This is a genomic window from Synechococcus sp. MU1611 (assembly GCF_020514255.1).
Classification (GTDB): domain Bacteria; phylum Cyanobacteriota; class Cyanobacteriia; order PCC-6307; family Cyanobiaceae; genus Parasynechococcus.
Window position 1 is genome coordinate 123446 of sequence record NZ_VTLC01000004.1, and the last position, 15807, is coordinate 139252.

The following is a 15807-nucleotide window of genomic DNA, read 5'->3' on the forward strand; positions in this document are numbered from 1 at the left end:
ACTAGCTCCACTCGAGGGCGCCTTTGCGCCAGGCGTAGGCCAAAGCCACCAGGAGAATGGCAATGAAAATCAAGGCTTCAATGAAGGCCAACAAGCCGAGACGGTTGAACGCAACAGCCCAGGGGTAAAGAAACACGGTCTCCACATCAAAGATGACGAAGACCAGCGCGAACATGTAGTAGCGGATATTGAATTGAATCCAGGCGCCGCCAATGGGTTCCATGCCGGATTCGTAGGTGAGCTGGCGCTCACCGGCACGGCTTTTCGGCGCCACCAACTTGTTGGTCACGAGAGCCAACACAGGCACTGCTGCTGCAATCAGCAGAAACCCCAGGAAGGCGTCGTAGCCGGGCAGGGCAAACATGGAGGTCCCCGTAGACGGAACCAGTCTGGCATTCACTGCCAGGAGTTGTCGCCGATAGAGTCAACCCGCCAAGCAACACAGCGGTGAGCGACGAACAACAGTCCGTCCAGCCGGTCGAAGCGACCGAAGCGGTGGAGCCAGCGGTTGAAACCGCCCCGGAAAGCGATCCACGGACCCACCGTTTCGAATGTCGCAGCTGTGGCTACGTCTACGACCCTGAGGAAGGAGTCAAAAAGGTTGGTATCGAAGCCGGAACGGCGTTCGAAGATCTCGACCCGATGTCGTTTCGTTGTCCGGTCTGCAGGAGCAGGGTGGCCGCTTTCCGCGACATCGGCCCGCGCGCCAAAGCCAGCGGCTTCGACGAAAATCTGAATTTTGGCCTCGGTGTCAACCGAATGACCCCAGGACAGAAGAATGTTCTGATCTTTGGCGGCCTTGCCCTCGGCTTCGCCTTCTTCTTATCCCTTTATTCCCTGCGCTGAGGCCAACTCATGAAACGTCTGTTGAACTCTGCGACTCAGCTTTTGCTGGTTCTTGTCCTGGGGGTCAGCCTCAGCGGGTGCGTCACGACTCATGTTCCGATGGCGACATCGAGTCCATGGCAAGCCTTGGACCTCGACACCCAAGCGAATCCATTGGATGTGGCCTTCACCGACAGCCGCCACGGCTATCTGGTGGGCAGCAATCGCATGATTCGAGAAACCAACGACGGCGGAGCTCACTGGAACGAACGCAGCCTTGATCTTCCCGACGAAGAGAACTTCCGGCTGATCAGTATCGATTTCAATGGTGATGAAGGCTGGATTGCCGGACAACCGGGATTGCTGATGCACAGCGAGGACGGCGGCCAGAACTGGACACGACTTTTCCTCGACACAAAACTGCCCGGCGAGCCTTACCTGATTACAGCTTTGGATCGTCACTCAGCGGAGCTAGCCACCAACGTGGGTGCTGTCTACGAGACCCACAACGATGGGTCGAGCTGGGAAGCGAAGGTGACCGATGCGGCGGGAGCCGTGCGAGATCTGCGACGCAGCAATGACGGAAGCTATGTGAGTGTGAGTGGCCTGGGCAACTTCTATGCCACTTGGGAACCGGGCGATTCTGTCTGGCAAGTCCACCAGCGCGTGAGCAGTCAGCGCCTGCAAAGCATTGGCTTTAAACCCGACGGCAATCTCTGGATGGTCGCTCGCGGCGCCCAAATACGCCTCAACGATGAGCCCGGGGATTTCGACAGCTGGAGCAAAGCCATCATTCCCATCACCAATGGCTACGGCTACATGGATCTGGCCTGGGATGACGACGGCGCCATCTGGGCCGGTGGCGGCAACGGCACGCTTCTCGTGAGCCAAGACGGGGGCGACAGCTGGGAGAACGATCCCGTTGGCGACCGTCAACCAAGCAACTTCACGCGCATGGTCTTCGACGGTGAGCATGCTTTTGTGCTCGGAGAGCGCGGCAATTTACTGCGCTGGGTCGGCAACGCTGTGTAACTGAGGTGCAGCCTCAGCCTCAGCTGACCAGCGCTACCTCCTAAGATCATCGTCCTGACACGCCCAACGCCATGGCCGCCGGCTCAACAGGAGAACGTCCGTTCTTCGAAATCATCACGAGCATCCGTTACTGGGTGATTCACGCCGTGACACTCCCTTCCATCTTTTTGGCTGGGTTCCTGTTCGTATCCACCGGCCTCGCCTACGACGCATTCGGCACCCCTCGGCCCGACGCCTACTTCCAGGCATCCGAAAGCAAGGCTCCCGTGGTGAGCCAGCGCTACGAGGGCAAGTCTGATCTCGACATCCGCCTGAAATAAGTCATGACACAATCAACCCCCGTCGCCACAACGCCACGCAACTATCCGATCTTCACGGTTCGTTGGCTGGCTTTGCACACCCTCGGCATCCCGACTGTGTTCTTCCTTGGCGCCCTCGGCGCGATGCAGTTCATTCGCCGCTGATCTGACCTATGGAACGCAATCCCAATCCCAACAACCTTCCGGTTGAGCTCAACCGCACCAGTCTCTATCTGGGTCTGCTGTTCGTCTTCGTGACCGGCGTGCTCATGTCCAGCTACTTCTTCAACTGAGGTTTATTCCATGAGCGGAAAAAAATCCCAATATCCCGACGGTCGAATTCCCGATCGCAATCCTGATGGCACACCGGCTGTGCCCTGGAGAAGCCGCTGGACCGAAGGCGTCCTTCCTCTGTGGCTTGTCGCTACTGCAGGTGGAATGGCCGTCCTGTTTGTTGTGGGTCTATTTTTCTACGGTTCCTACACCGGCGTTGGCTCCGCTTGAGAAAATTTGATCAGACCAAAATCAAGACCGGCATAATGCCGGTTTTTTATTGATCAATTATCAACGTAACTTAAACATCATCCTGAGCCTTAGTCCGTCGGATCACATGGCTCTAATTTTTAGCATTAATGATCAGAGCGAAACTTCTAGCCTGGAGCTTTGCACTTACGTCTAACATCTCGGACTGTTTTTGACACAGTAGATAGTAGTGCTGAAGCTCCTGTTGGGATTGATGCAATTGTAACAAGGTCAGCTCTGCTTCTCTTCGCGCCTCATCTCTTTCTGCTTCCACCTCCTTCAAGACTGCAATCTCTTGTCGCAACGAAGTGAGCTCATCATTCTCCGCAGACATAGCGGAGTCAATGCGAAGTATCAGCTCACTAATTGATGGTTCGACTCTTTCTATCATTCGCCCTTACAAAACAATAGAAGTATTACAAGACCATATCATATCCTTAGAGCGCCTGGCTAGAATTCCAGGTATCTTGTTATCGCAAGATCAAATCAATTCATAGCGCCCACAATGGACAAAGATAAAATGATAAGAGATCTGAATGACCTTAACAAAAAACTTGCCAGAGACTTAGACCAAAGCAAAGCAAAGTCGAGAGTCGTTGACGAAATACTCAAAACAACAATAAGAGATATAGTACCCCTGGAAAGTCATTCCAAATCCAATCAATTAGATGGTGACAACACAAAGCTAACTTTCTCTAAATCGTTCAACAATCCAATCTCAATCGAAAAAAATGAAGATCACGAATTCTCGAGACGACATACATTAGTTCACCTCAAAAGTAATTCAATCTGCACGTGGATCCCAAAAAACTCTTGCTCAACCTTAAGATTTTCGATCGCCAAGGCAAATGGAGCAATTTCGGGAATTGAAGACATAAACTGGATTCACAAAAACAATTCAAGCTTTGCGGCCTCCAATAAAGAGCTTTTAATAGCAGACTATACATTTGTAGTTTTAAGAAATCCGTTCAAGAGACTACTATCTTTCTATTGTGACAAATTGTGCAATAGCGGGAAAGATGACAACGACAAAAGCTATGAAGTAACCCAATCAATCATGGGAACAAACAACAAAACAACATTCGCGGATTTTGTTGAGATCCTATGGCATAATCCAAACCTCAAGAAAGCAAACGAACACATTCAAGATCAGTGCGACTTTTTAATCTACAAAAATTATCACGACTACCTTCCACTCGAACAATACAAAAAGACTGCCTCCACAATACAAGAGAGAGTAGGCCTAACTCTAGAAGACGTAAGGCCATTCAACTCAATCCATACATCCTATGGCTGCAAAGACTCAATCGAATTAAGTTACAAAACCCCAGGGGAATTGATTGGATCGGCAATGGCAGAATCGCAAAAACCAATCGCAGAAAACATGTATAATCCCGATTTAATTAAAAAAGTGGGTTTTTTATATTTTCACGACATCCTTCTATATCTGCAGACAATAAATAATGGCGAAGAAGAGATGGACTATTGGTTGAGGCAAATGTACTGAAAACAAAGGTTGCTCTCAAGTGATTAAGGCTCTGCAGATTGCACGAAAAAATAAGTGCGCCTAAGGAGGCAAGAGCCGGCCTCTAAGTTGAAAATGAGAATGCAACCTATTTTGGCCACAGAGATGATCTGAGCGTGGTTGGACCTGTCGTATATAGCGTTTCACAATGACAACCGAAAATCACCCAGCTCAAGCAAGTATTGAGCCAAAAGGAACCGGGCAAGACCAGAGGGAGTCTCTGTTAAAACCGGCCAGGACTCCGACAGATCTGGCAGCGATAAAGGAGGCGAAAGAGCGGTGGCTATGAAAGGGTGAATTAGAGTGCCTCTACTGACGTCGTCAAAAAAACATGAACAACCCATATCTCGGCTTAAGCGACAAATCATTTTGGAAAAAAGCGGTAGCAGAAAAAAGACCAGAATCACTAGACAATATTTACACAAAAAAATTTTTGATAAGTCAATCGGATCACATAGCAACTGCCGGCTCATGCTTTGCTCAACATGTATCACGAAGCTTGAAAAGCAATGGATTCAAAGTTCTAGACAAAGAGTCATGTGATTACAGTGCAAATTATGGAAATATATACACTGTAGCCCAATTACTACAATTAGCAAAAGAGAGCATTGGAGAGATCCCAATTTCAAATATTGCATGGGAAAAAGATGGAAATTTCATTGATGCTCTAAGGCCAGGAGCAATTTCCTCGCCAATTAACTCAAGCGATGAAGTAACAGAACATAGGCTGCAACATCTACAAGCTGTTAGATCTGTTCTCAAGGAGTTAGATGTCTTTATTTTTACTCTAGGACTTACAGAAGCTTGGATTCGTAGAAAAGACAAAGTAGTATTCCCAAGCGCACCTGGCGTCATAGCAGGGAAGTTCAATGACAAAGTATATAAATTCAAAAACTATAGTTTTGATTCAATTATTTCGGATTTCAAAGAATTTTTCAGAATAGTCAAAGCTTTTAGGGGAGGAAAAGGATTTAAAACAATACTCACAGTATCGCCAGTTCCTTTGACGGCAACAGCTTCCAAGCAGCACATTTTAGTTGCCAACACATACTCAAAGGCCACTTTAAGAGCAGTGGCAGCAAAATTATCAGAAAGATCCTCTATCGATTACTTCCCTTCATACGAAGTAGTCACAAACCCACGTTATTACCAAGGGTCATATGATTCAAATCTGAGAACTGTAAAGCAATCAACTGTTGATAATGTAATGAAATACTTTTTTTTAGAGCATTGCCCTTTTGAATCCATTAATACCATACCCTCCGAAGACTTAGATATTCAATGTGAAGAGCAACTCCTTGAAATGTACTCAGACTTACAAAATAATCAACTTATAACATCAGAAACGAGGAAATGTCATCACACAGAGATAATTGGTGATAGCCATATGAATTCATTTGTTAAAGCCCTCAAAACATACGTTGGGCATCAATTTGCAAATGACTTCTGCATTGTTGACCGAAGAGTAATTAAAAATGGGATAAACCCCAAAAAAGCTGTACAAACCAAAGATATATGCACTTTCGCCAATGATGGCTCTGCAAAAAATATAAAGCTGAATAAATTTGCCAAAAATGCAAGAGAGCAAGTCGAAAGGTTTGAAACATCAAAACGCACAAGATTGATTTTTGTTGGTGGCTTGATGGGTGATTATTTCCTTCGCTTCCATGGCACTTTTACAGAAAAAATGTCACCTGAGATACCCATGATTTCATGTATAAATGAAATTCCAGAATTATTTGATTCAAAAATAACTCAACGTTTGACTTACGCCAAGAGAATAATTCAACAAGCACTTACCTGTTTGCAACCAAAGGATATACGCTGGATTGTCAGCCCATTACCCTCAGAATCATGCGCATTAATACGATTCGGATCTATTTATTTGAATTCGAATTCACAAATAGTTTACAACACTTATTTCAATGAATTGCTGGACCGTATACTAGGAGATTATATAAAGGCGGGCATTATTTTAGCTCAACCCTCTACGAGCATATCAGACACAGGATTCTCTCTCGACAAATATGCTATTAGGGTAGGAACAGATGATGTACACTTGAATGAAGATTATTTTCGTGAATCAATTCCTAATATTTTGTCTAGATAAATAAACTTATTGACGAATGCAAGAGGTCTACAGTATGCAATAATAAGACTAGAGCAATAGATGTTGTCTGGTCCAAAATATAGCAAAGCAAAGCAAAAAAAAGCCGCTCCAATAATGAAATACGGTATAATACAAAACCACTCTTGATGAACCTGAAATATCTACGTGTCTAACATGCAATTGATCTATAAAAGCCAACCAATACATTAGGATCAGAAAAATCGCTGCAATATCGAATCTGGCGTTCATATAGAAGGTTTCTGCTGGCCTTAGAAAAGATAACTGTTTCAATCTTTTCCAGCCAAGAACATTGCTGATCTCCAATTTGGTTGTCGCTTATCGTCGGGGTATTCTGATAGGGACCATAGTTTGAAGCAATGACAGGAATACCAGCCTGGATATATTCAACAAACTTGGTATTGGTCTTGCAGTAATTGAATATATTTTGGGTGAGAGGGGCTAGAGCAACCCACCAGCCTAGAGAAGACAAAACTGACTGAAATTCCTCGTAACTTTCTACTTTATCAAGTGTTGAACATCGATTTGGATACTTTTCAAAAAGTAGTTTAGGCATATCGATTCCAAAAGTCTCAAATACAATGGAGGGATTTCTATGTAGCACTTGATCTAAATCGGGAGTAAGCAGCTCTAGATCATCCGCATGGGTTTGGGTACCCATGTAGCCAATAACAGGATAAACTCTTTTTATAAAGTCAGTACAGCTATATTTTCTATTGTCAAAATGTCGCCAATAAGGCAATACAAAAATTTCAGTCGAGGGCAGAATTTCATTAATTTGATTAGCCAATAGATTTGTTGATGCGATGATCCCGTCTGATAATTCTGCTGCCGCATAAAGAGCCTCTAACATCTTGGCACTCGAATAATGACGCCACTTCTTAATACCAATGGATTTGGGAACAGAGAATAAGAAGTCGTCCAGATGCAGAAAAACCTTCTTGCCATTGTTACGTGCTTCGCGAAGGATTTCATGAATATGGTCCGGCGAATACCAGCGAGAAAGGATTAAATATTCACAGTCAAAAAGGGTAAGGTATCTAGAGAAAGTATCAAGGTGTTTTAACTCAGCCCATGCATGAAGTTGAAACTTGACTTTTTGATCATCAGGCACAAGAGATTGATCAAAAAAATATGCAATTGATTGAGTCGCTTGAATTGTCTCACAAAGAACGGATATTTTCATCTTAAGAGACTCCGGGAAAAATTACTTTTAATTCAGAGAAAAGACAGAGTTCAACAAAGACAGAGTTCAACATAAAATTCAAGTACACAGTATTTGCAAGAATTGAATATAGTTGGATGTAATTTCATCATTGTCTCGAAGAATCGCACTGAGCTGTTGATTCCTAAATGAAGAAGCAATGTTTAGAGGGTACTCTGCAAATGAGATCATATCCTTTGCATTTTGCGCCACCGGTAGAAAAGCATGCTGAGAAATATCAATCGTTTGCTGCTGGTCTTGCCAAACCATAACAGGAACTTTATTGACCATTAAATCAAACAAAACTGAGGAAGGTGCTGAGATACCGAATGAATAAGACTGCCAATTCACCTTGTAGGATGGTTGGTTGACAAGAACTACATTTTTAGGCAGTGAAGCTTCACTGTTAATTGAATATTGGCCACCAGGATGTGGCCTGAGTGCTATCTGTTTTCCTTTGGCGTCTAGATACTCAGCAAGGTCGAAGAACTGCTGCATAAAAAGATTTACACTGCAATTCTCTCCAAACCGGACAGAATGTAAGTTCTCACAAACTATTCCCATTTGTGGAACACTGCGATCTTCAACGTCTGAAGTGAGTTTACGCTTGCTGGTGTACTTCAGCCATGCCGTAGGCCCAAGATTGTAGTAACGGGAATGTTGAAGTTGCCTCAGATTCCGTTGAAGTTCCTTCGGAGTCCAGCCACAAATATACTCCGACGCAAATCCTACTGAGTTGCCATGGTGTTTCTGATGATGCTTATTCATCAAAAATCCAACACACTCAAAGCCATGCTGTAATGTAACTGTACTAATACATGATGGAGCTACTTTAAAAATTTCATGGGTCTCTTTGTGTGAATGTAAATCACTTTCACTTGCTGAGACAAGGAATCCACTTGTATAAGAATTTAATTCTTGCCAAACATCGATAAGGCTATCCATGATCATAAGAGTTGCTTGTGTATCATCTGATATGCTTTGCAATTCATTCATCCATGTTTGCGATTTATCTCGCTGAATAAATGCTTTTGTCACCAAGATAAGAGGATTGATGCCTATATCATCCGCAGTAATATAAATAAGTGGCCTTAAGATATTGACATCTTGCAATAAGTTGACAACAAAACCTCCGATCACCTTGGTCTTCATATCCGTACTTTGAGGGGTTTAATTCTGGTGTGAAAATCAGAGTAAAATACATTTTCGCATCCAAAGAGAATCATCAAAAGATTACGCAGACATGGGGAGACAATTGATTGATGTATTTCACTTTGGAGCAAGCCTAAAATCCGATCAGGATTTTTCTCCGCATACCGAGCAGTGATTAACCTTTCCAAATCAGCCGTACTTTCAGGAATGCTATTTTCTACGTACTGAACACTTAGAATACGATACTGTTGTTTTAATTCGGCGTAAGCATCTTGAGGATATTTATATCGAAGGTATTTGTGCCATCTCTCAAGCAATAGATCTTCTAGATGATTGGCAAAAACAAAATAGATTATATCACCATATTTTTCGATGCCAAAATTAGCATCAGCTGTCATAGACAGTGTGGATCCATCAATGATGGGGAACAGCGAGTTTCTAATATTAAGCTCTGGATTGAGAGGCTGCGGTTTGCTATTGACAATACAAAACTTAACTGAATCCCTGGCTGGCAGTGTAAATACTTTTGATTGTAGAAATGTCAGGAATTTGCCAACTTCAGCTTCGCAGTCGTACGAAGTCGAACATATAGTTTCGAAGACGGAAATTGTATCTTGATTGAACCTGAAAGTTCCATTTTTATAATCCGCAACGAAGTCTCTTGTTGACTGATAAATCAGTTTTGAGAGATCTGAATATAGGTCAAAGCCATTGGATAAAACCTGACAACCATAAGTGAGTGCAGTCAAACAACGATTTGATGATTTAGCTATGGAAAATCTCTGGTGACTAACAGGCATAAATGCAAGATTTGCATCCCTTAAATAATTTATTTCTTTGGCCTCTGTCCATATATCTAATTTTGCTTGCATTGGAAGTCTAGAAATCCTTGTCAAATTTTTCGCCGTCAATGCCCTTTCATTGGTAAGAATAGTCAGATTTATTAAAGGAGATATTTTGTTGATCTGAAAAAGAGCATTGGAATAATTGGATAGATCATTTATCCCAACATTAAAATACGGATTATCTCCGATACCAAACCAAAGAACGTTAAAAGACTTGCTATCCGAGACTGTCTTACTTTTTTGCTCGACGAAGCTTTTGGTCTCAGAAAAGGATATATTGGGGTCTTTTGTATCGTTAATTTTATAAATCAAATCAGGATTGATGAATTTGGAAGCAACATGTTTCATCCTATCTGTCGAGCATAATATGAAATCAATAATTTTAGAAGCCAATTCCAGCCAATCATGAAATTTACGGAAAACACTTAATTTTGGTTCGCTAAAGTAATCATCGAAAAGATCAATGCCGACTTTTACGCCTAAAGTACGGCAAAGAGAAATAATATAAAGGGAGTCAGTCGAGAAAACCTTCGAGATGATAACAAAATCAGCTTCTTGAATTAATCTCACTCTTACATCTTGAACAGGAATGATGCAAATTATGCATCCCTTTTTATCAAAAAAGGGCTCTAATCTTTTATATCTTATCCTGACACCTGCTGCTGTGAGCCATTGCGGGCTAGGTACTATGAAAGTTATTCTCATGGCAATAAATTGCTGAATGATGTAACTTTATTAAGCAAGGGCGCTAAATTAGTAATGACATTCAGTGAAGTTTCGGCATCTAATGTTAACGACATATTCAGGGTAGGACTCCGTAAATAATTTGCACATACCTTGGTTGTACAGACATTATGAAAGCCTTTCAAAGGCGCTTCGCAGGATGCTTGTACAAGGAATTGCTCGATATTCGTTAAATGATGGTGCTCTAATTTATTTGATAGTAAGAGTTTGCTGTCGTACAAGCCCAAATCAAAATGATTGGATAAAACACAGATTTCTGTGGGTGGCAATGTTTTTATAATATTCCTTGCTTGCAATACGATGCGTCCTGTTTCGGAATAAGAGCTTAATGAAAGATAGAGGCCTGCACTATTATTAAAATATAGTTGATGTTTTTGAGCTGACTGTAAATGGCTTAACAGGCACCCAGTAGAGAAAGAATGATATTTTTTCAAATCATCTGCAAGAATCCTTAGTGTGTTTGGATCCTGCAAAATTATATATTGATTGACAAATAATATATTTGGTGTTTTCCTTATGACCAGTTGTAGGTAGTCTACATCGCCATTGAATGAATATTTTATTTTCCAATTCCATTTAGCAGCAAGTGTTTTATAAATTACCTTAAGCTTTTCCTCGTCATCAGGATTTACAAGGAAAATAAAACGAGATATATGAATATTTTGTTGAAATACCAAAGAAAGTAAAAATTCTTCAGTCACAGAAGAAGCTTCGGTAACATTAACGATGACCAATATTTCAGGATTTTCTAATTCAGTAGGAGGATTGTCGTTTTCGAAATTTGAAATTGGGCTGCGAGGTGGATGTAATGCTAAATGTGCATGATTAGCAGATTGTAGAAGAGCTAGAACTGTATCTGTTTGAAATTTTTTAGTTTGATTGTGGATGAATGGCAACACTATTTTATGCACATACTCTTGATCGTTAGCATTTTTTGGAGTCTTTGCCGATAACTTATATAATGGTTCATAATCAGAATCATCCACAATCAAGATATTTGCAGAATCGCATGATTCATTTGTCAATGATGTAGTGAAGCCATTGACAATTAGAGATATTGTTGGATAGGAGTTCTCGGGCAAGAAGAGAACATTTTTATCATCATCCGATATTTTTTGGACTATATTAATACCATGCACAATATTAATCCATCTGCGGAAATCTTCGTTGCTATACACAAGTCCCATATCATAATTTTCAGGACTGATTAGTATTTCTTGTATTTCCTGCACTTCTCCAGCCTCAATGAAGTTTTTAGTAAATTCATCTATGGCAGAAATCCCTGAAAATACATTGCAGCAATCTACAAGTTCAGAGTAGTGATAAGCACCTCGAAGTGCAGAAGGGAAGGGAATACATTTAACGCTATCAACAATACTTGCCACTTCATCGAAGCAAACGATCAATATCGGCATAAATTCATTATCTAATTCTAACAAATAATCCATGTAGCCTTCAGTGAACTTTTGAGAGGTTTTTCGTCTTAATGGTGTGACCCTAAATCCAGTTTCCAGAAGAACTTGAAAACAATAAATATCTTGACCATCTTTTTTGTAATCATTATCCCAAGACAGTCTGAGCTCTTTTCTCTTGGTTATTATTGCATCGATAAGCTTATATTGAATATAAGTTGAAGCGGATTGATGTGTACTCGCCAAATTATTTTCATTCCCTTGTAAATCAATCAGACTCTTAAAGCCAGGGCAACATTTTTTGAGAACTTCACGGCTATCGGAATCTATCTTTTCGACGATATGGCAAGTTTTAATTGACCTTGAGCGTTGATTGAATAACTGATCAAGATAGAAATCCCGTCTCGCCTGAATTTGTCGCATCAAAACAGGAGAGCCGATAAATTCATCGCCGCATAAAATCTCGTCAGCGATCTCGCAGAACTTCTGATAATTTTTATCTTTTTCTTCCTGGTGAAGCTGTTGAATCAGACTCATCATAGTTCTTGTGAGCAGTTAAACCAAATGCTTACAACGCCATCATTGCTTTGCCTATACCAAGGGTACTACATTATAGACCGATGGATGGAGCTAATTTCTACATCACAATGAGTGGTTCAAATGCAACTCGAAAGAATATGGTCACTAGCAGATTAACTGAGCCTGACAGCAAAAATCTGGGGCATTGAAGCTGAGCGAGACTATATTCAGAATTTATAAAAACGAATGAACCATTCTGCAAACTTCTCGATCCCAAAAATAATCGATGTAGAAGGTTTAAAATCAACCCAGTTCTCCAGAGCTGATGTATCAGCGGCAGTGGCCACCACATCACCAGGCTGCATCGGCTGAAAATCCTTGATCGCTTCACGACCGAGCGCCCGCTCCATCACCTCGATGAAACACAACAGTTCAGTGGGCTGGCTATTGCCGATATTGAACACCCGATGTGGAGCCGCCGCAGTGGCCGGATCCGGTTGAAGCGGATCGAAGTCAGGATTGGCAGTCGCTGGTTTGTCGCAGCAGCGCATCACCCCTTCAACGATGTCGTCGATGTAGGTGAAGTCGCGCTGCATCTTGCCGTGGTTGAACACCTTGATCGGCTCACCCGCAAGAATCGCCCGGGCAAACAGCATTGGAGCCATATCGGGTCGCCCCCAAGGTCCGTACACCGTGAAAAAACGCAGCCCTGTAGCCGGCAGCCCATAGAGATGGCTGTACGTGTGGGCTATCAACTCATTGGCCTTTTTACTCGCGGCATAAAGGCTCACCGGGTGATTCACCGGCTGACGTTCGTGAAATGGAAGATTGCGATTGCCGCCATAGACCGAACTGCTTGAGGCGTAAACAAGATTTTCCGTGCCGTAGTGGCGACAGCCTTCAAGCAGATTGCCGAAGCCCACCAAGTTGCTCTGGATATAGGCCGCCGGGTTCTCGAGGGAGTAGCGGACTCCTGCCTGGGCCGCCAGATTCACCACTACCTGGGGCCGTTCCTCGGCAAACAGTGCCGTCAACGACTCACCATCTTCCAAAGCAAAGCACTCAAAGCGCCAAGCTCCGGCCGGAGCCACGGCTTCGATCTGGCGGAGCCTCGCCTGTTTGAGACTGGGGTCGTAGTAGTCGTTGAGATTGTCGAGGCCGACGACCCGATCACCACGCTCCAACAGACGAATCGACAACGCTGCACCAATGAAGCCGGCCGCTCCAGTGACAAGAACTGTGCGCGCCATTAGCCCTCTCCATCCCCCACACGCCAAAGGGTGAGGCCCGCCGCTCTCACCTGTTCGGGGTCGGTGACAGCTCTCGCATCAAAAACCCATGCCGGCTTACGCATCCGACCAGCAAGAGACATCCAATTCAAATTGCTGTATTGCTGCCATTCAGTAAGCACCAACACGGCATCGGCGCCTTTCACGGCGTCTTCGATCGTGCCAGCCTCAGCCCAGCTGCCGGTTCCACTGAGAGCATCAGCCTGTGTTGCTGCCTCCTGTTGAAGGTCTCGGGCCATTTGTTGAGCAGCCACCTTGGGATCGTGAATGGCCAGCTGAGCACCTTCCTCCAAAAGATCGCGGCAGATGCGAATCGCGGGAGCTTCTCGGGTGTCGTTGGTGTCGGCTTTAAAGGCAAAGCCAAGAATCGCCAGCCGCTTGCCGGTCACGGTGCCGAACAGCTTCTCCACCACCAACCGGGCAATGCGGTGCTGTTGCCACGTGTTCAGAGCCACCACGCTCTCCCAATAATCCGCAACCTCCGGCAGGCCGAAATGCCGGCAGAGATACACCAGGTTGAGGATGTCCTTCTGGAAACAGCTACCACCGAACCCCGGACCAGCATTGAGGAATTTCGGGCCAATCCGACTGTCGGTGCCAATCGCCCTAGCAACCTCGCGCACATTCGCCCCACTGGCCTCGCAGAAGGCAGCAATCGAGTTGATCGAGCTGATCCGCTGCGCCAGAAAGGCATTGGCGGTGAGCTTGGAGAGCTCACTGCTCCAGAGGTTGGTGCGCAGTATCTGCTGCTCCGGAACCCAATGGGCGTAGATCTCGGCGAGGGCATCAATGGATTCCGGATCATCACCACCGATCAAGACCCGATCAGGGGCCTCAAGATCTCGGATGGCCGTTCCTTCTGCCAGAAACTCGGGATTGGAGAGCACCGAAAAGGTGCGCTGATCCTTTCCGTCACTGGCTGCTTCCAGGATCGTTTTAATGGCGGCAGCCGTGCGCACCGGCAGGGTGCTCTTCTCAACCACGATCGTGTGGCCGGTGGCCGCCTGAGCCACCTCACGGGCACAGGCTTCCACCCAGCGAAGATCACTAGCCTGACCAGCACCAAGCCCCTTGGTCTTGGTGGGCGTGTTCACCGAAATGAACACCATGTCGGCAGCAGCGATCGAAGCCCCCACATTTGTGGAGAAATGCAGGTTCCGCCCCCGAGCCCTTTCCACAACGCGGTCGAGCCCCGGTTCATACACCGGCAACTTGCTGAGGTCGGCATCATTCCAGGCATCGATGCGTGCCTGGTTGATATCCACCACCTGCACTTGCACCTGCGGGCAGCGATCTGCGATCACCGCCATGGTCGGGCCACCCACGTAGCCCGCACCGATGCAGCAGATCCGTTGAATGGTCACGTCCCGCAGCCGTCGGCAGATCCCAGGAGATTACGGAAGGAGTCGATGGTGGGAGCCAGGCCTTGCTCCAGTGAGACAGTCGGCTGCCAGTTCAGCTGCTGACGGGCGAGATCAATTGCTGGTTGCCGCTGCTGAGGATCATCCTGCGGCAAGGGTTTCTCCTCCAACGGCAAATCCGGGTTGATCCGCATCCGCACCAGCTGCGCCAGCTCGCGGATCGTGAATTCAGCGGGATTGCCGAGGTTGATCGGCCCGGTGCGCTCACTGTTCATCAGGCGGATCAGCCCCTCGATGAGATCACTGACATAACAGAACGAGCGGGTCTGGCGGCCATCTCCGTAGAGCGTCAGTGGTTCGCCCCGCAGGGCCTGAACGATGAAGTTGCTCACCACCCGGCCGTCATCCAGGAGCATGCGCGGGCCATAGGTGTTGAAGATGCGCGCCACCCGCACCTCAACACCATTCATGCGCTGGTAATCAAAACAAAGGGTTTCAGCGATGCGCTTTCCCTCGTCATAGCAACTGCGCACACCGATCGGATTGACGGAACCCCAATAACTCTCGGGCTGGGGATGCACCTCAGGATCGCCATACACCTCACTGGTGCTGGCCAGCAGCAAACGCGCCCCCACCCGCCGAGCCAGTCCCAGCATGTTGTATGTGCCGAGAAAACTGGTCTTGGCCGTTTTGACCGGATTGAACTGATAGTGAATCGGCGAGGCAGGACAGGCCAGATGCCAGATCCGGTCGACCTCCAGCTTGATCGGTTCCGTGACGTCATGGCGAATGAGTTCGAAACGGGGATGGCCAATCCAGCGGGCGATGTTGGCCTTGCGGCCGGTGAAGTAATTGTCGAGACAGATCACCTCATCACCCCCCTCCATCAGGCGGTCGATCAGATGGGAGCCGAGAAAGCCGGCACCGCCAGTGACGAGGTGGATCTGCAT

The 15807-nt window shown here is 45.5% G+C and carries 16 protein-coding genes; 8 read left to right on the forward strand and 8 right to left on the reverse strand.

Annotated elements, in window-relative coordinates:
* Position 1: 1 nt before the first annotated feature.
* Complete coding sequence (locus FZZ92_RS09450; protein ID WP_011363234.1) at positions 2-364, reverse strand: NAD(P)H-quinone oxidoreductase subunit 3; 363 nt, start codon at positions 362-364, stop codon at positions 2-4.
* 83 nt (positions 365-447) lie between these two features.
* Here FZZ92_RS09450 and FZZ92_RS09455 point away from each other — a divergent pair, with 83 nt between their 5' ends.
* The 8 genes from FZZ92_RS09455 to FZZ92_RS09490 all read left to right on the forward strand — a co-directional run bounded on the left by FZZ92_RS09455 (position 448) and on the right by FZZ92_RS09490 (position 6313).
* Positions 448-846 carry a rubredoxin gene (locus FZZ92_RS09455; protein WP_115024895.1) on the forward strand — a complete coding sequence of 133 codons (399 nt, stop codon included), beginning with the start codon at positions 448-450 and terminating at the stop codon, positions 844-846.
* 9 nt (positions 847-855) lie between these two features.
* The gene (locus FZZ92_RS09460; RefSeq protein WP_226423083.1) at positions 856-1857 is read left to right on the forward strand and encodes a photosynthesis system II assembly factor Ycf48; all 1002 of its coding nucleotides are present in this window, start codon (positions 856-858) and stop codon (positions 1855-1857) included.
* A 71-nt stretch (positions 1858-1928) separates the two neighbouring features.
* The gene (psbE, locus tag FZZ92_RS09465) at positions 1929-2177 is read left to right on the forward strand and encodes a cytochrome b559 subunit alpha (RefSeq protein ID WP_166015668.1); all 249 of its coding nucleotides are present in this window, start codon (positions 1929-1931) and stop codon (positions 2175-2177) included.
* Positions 2178-2180: 3 nt separating this feature from the next.
* Positions 2181-2321: a cytochrome b559 subunit beta gene (psbF, locus tag FZZ92_RS09470; RefSeq protein ID WP_226423084.1), complete on the forward strand. Its 141-nt coding sequence runs from the start codon at positions 2181-2183 to the stop codon at positions 2319-2321.
* Between the two features lie 8 nt (positions 2322-2329).
* The gene (locus FZZ92_RS09475) at positions 2330-2449 is read left to right on the forward strand and encodes a photosystem II reaction center protein L (RefSeq protein WP_006852026.1); all 120 of its coding nucleotides are present in this window, start codon (positions 2330-2332) and stop codon (positions 2447-2449) included.
* A 10-nt stretch (positions 2450-2459) separates the two neighbouring features.
* A complete protein-coding gene (locus FZZ92_RS09480; RefSeq protein WP_226408986.1) occupies positions 2460-2660 on the forward strand; it encodes a photosystem II reaction center protein J in 201 nt (66 codons plus the stop codon).
* 523 nt (positions 2661-3183) lie between these two features.
* A complete protein-coding gene (locus FZZ92_RS09485) occupies positions 3184-4185 on the forward strand; it encodes a sulfotransferase family 2 domain-containing protein (protein ID WP_226423085.1) in 1002 nt (333 codons plus the stop codon).
* Between the two features lie 349 nt (positions 4186-4534).
* The gene (locus FZZ92_RS09490; protein WP_226423086.1) at positions 4535-6313 is read left to right on the forward strand and encodes a GSCFA domain-containing protein; all 1779 of its coding nucleotides are present in this window, start codon (positions 4535-4537) and stop codon (positions 6311-6313) included.
* Positions 6314-6482: 169 nt separating this feature from the next.
* On the opposite strand, the gene FZZ92_RS09495 is transcribed toward FZZ92_RS09490, so the two are convergent.
* The 7 genes from FZZ92_RS09495 to FZZ92_RS09525 all read right to left on the reverse strand — a co-directional run bounded on the left by FZZ92_RS09495 (position 6483) and on the right by FZZ92_RS09525 (position 15807).
* The gene (locus tag FZZ92_RS09495) at positions 6483-7517 is read right to left on the reverse strand and encodes a hypothetical protein (RefSeq protein ID WP_226423087.1); all 1035 of its coding nucleotides are present in this window, start codon (positions 7515-7517) and stop codon (positions 6483-6485) included.
* 78 nt (positions 7518-7595) lie between these two features.
* Positions 7596-8687 carry a hypothetical protein gene (locus tag FZZ92_RS09500; RefSeq protein WP_226423088.1) on the reverse strand — a complete coding sequence of 364 codons (1092 nt, stop codon included), beginning with the start codon at positions 8685-8687 and terminating at the stop codon, positions 7596-7598.
* The gene (locus FZZ92_RS09505) at positions 8684-10237 is read right to left on the reverse strand and encodes a hypothetical protein (protein ID WP_226423089.1); all 1554 of its coding nucleotides are present in this window, start codon (positions 10235-10237) and stop codon (positions 8684-8686) included. The genes FZZ92_RS09500 and FZZ92_RS09505 overlap by 4 nt, the downstream gene beginning before the upstream one ends.
* Complete coding sequence (locus FZZ92_RS09510) at positions 10234-12225, reverse strand: hypothetical protein (RefSeq protein WP_226423090.1); 1992 nt, start codon at positions 12223-12225, stop codon at positions 10234-10236. Before FZZ92_RS09510 ends, FZZ92_RS09505 begins: the two co-directional genes overlap by 4 nt.
* A gap of 209 nt (positions 12226-12434) precedes the next feature.
* Positions 12435-13457, reverse strand: a complete 1023-nt coding sequence (locus FZZ92_RS09515) for an NAD-dependent epimerase (RefSeq protein WP_226398727.1) — start codon at positions 13455-13457, stop codon at positions 12435-12437.
* Entirely contained in the window at positions 13457-14860 is a 1404-nt protein-coding gene (locus FZZ92_RS09520) for a nucleotide sugar dehydrogenase (protein ID WP_226398728.1), read from the reverse strand. Before FZZ92_RS09520 ends, FZZ92_RS09515 begins: the two co-directional genes overlap by 1 nt.
* A complete protein-coding gene (locus FZZ92_RS09525; RefSeq protein ID WP_226398729.1) occupies positions 14857-15807 on the reverse strand; it encodes a UDP-glucuronic acid decarboxylase family protein in 951 nt (316 codons plus the stop codon). The genes FZZ92_RS09520 and FZZ92_RS09525 overlap by 4 nt, the downstream gene beginning before the upstream one ends.

Coding starts and splice junctions, on each gene's coding strand:
- FZZ92_RS09460 (WP_226423083.1), top strand. CDS start 856: ATGAAACGTCTGTTGAACTCTGCGACTCAGCTTTTGCTGGTTCTTGTC.
- FZZ92_RS09505 (WP_226423089.1), bottom strand. CDS start 10,237: ATGAGAATAACTTTCATAGTACCTAGCCCGCAATGGCTCACAGCAGCA.
- FZZ92_RS09485 (WP_226423085.1), top strand. CDS start 3,184: ATGGACAAAGATAAAATGATAAGAGATCTGAATGACCTTAACAAAAAA.
- psbF (WP_226423084.1), top strand. CDS start 2,181: ATGACACAATCAACCCCCGTCGCCACAACGCCACGCAACTATCCGATC.
- FZZ92_RS09480 (WP_226408986.1), top strand. CDS start 2,460: ATGAGCGGAAAAAAATCCCAATATCCCGACGGTCGAATTCCCGATCGC.
- FZZ92_RS09515 (WP_226398727.1), bottom strand. CDS start 13,457: ATGGCGCGCACAGTTCTTGTCACTGGAGCGGCCGGCTTCATTGGTGCA.
- FZZ92_RS09500 (WP_226423088.1), bottom strand. CDS start 8,687: ATGAAGACCAAGGTGATCGGAGGTTTTGTTGTCAACTTATTGCAAGAT.
- FZZ92_RS09490 (WP_226423086.1), top strand. CDS start 4,535: ATGAACAACCCATATCTCGGCTTAAGCGACAAATCATTTTGGAAAAAA.
- FZZ92_RS09450 (WP_011363234.1), bottom strand. CDS start 364: ATGTTTGCCCTGCCCGGCTACGACGCCTTCCTGGGGTTTCTGCTGATT.
- psbE (WP_166015668.1), top strand. CDS start 1,929: ATGGCCGCCGGCTCAACAGGAGAACGTCCGTTCTTCGAAATCATCACG.
- FZZ92_RS09525 (WP_226398729.1), bottom strand. CDS start 15,807: ATGCAGATCCACCTCGTCACTGGCGGTGCCGGCTTTCTCGGCTCCCAT.
- FZZ92_RS09510 (WP_226423090.1), bottom strand. CDS start 12,225: ATGAGTCTGATTCAACAGCTTCACCAGGAAGAAAAAGATAAAAATTAT.
- FZZ92_RS09495 (WP_226423087.1), bottom strand. CDS start 7,517: ATGAAAATATCCGTTCTTTGTGAGACAATTCAAGCGACTCAATCAATT.
- FZZ92_RS09475 (WP_006852026.1), top strand. CDS start 2,330: ATGGAACGCAATCCCAATCCCAACAACCTTCCGGTTGAGCTCAACCGC.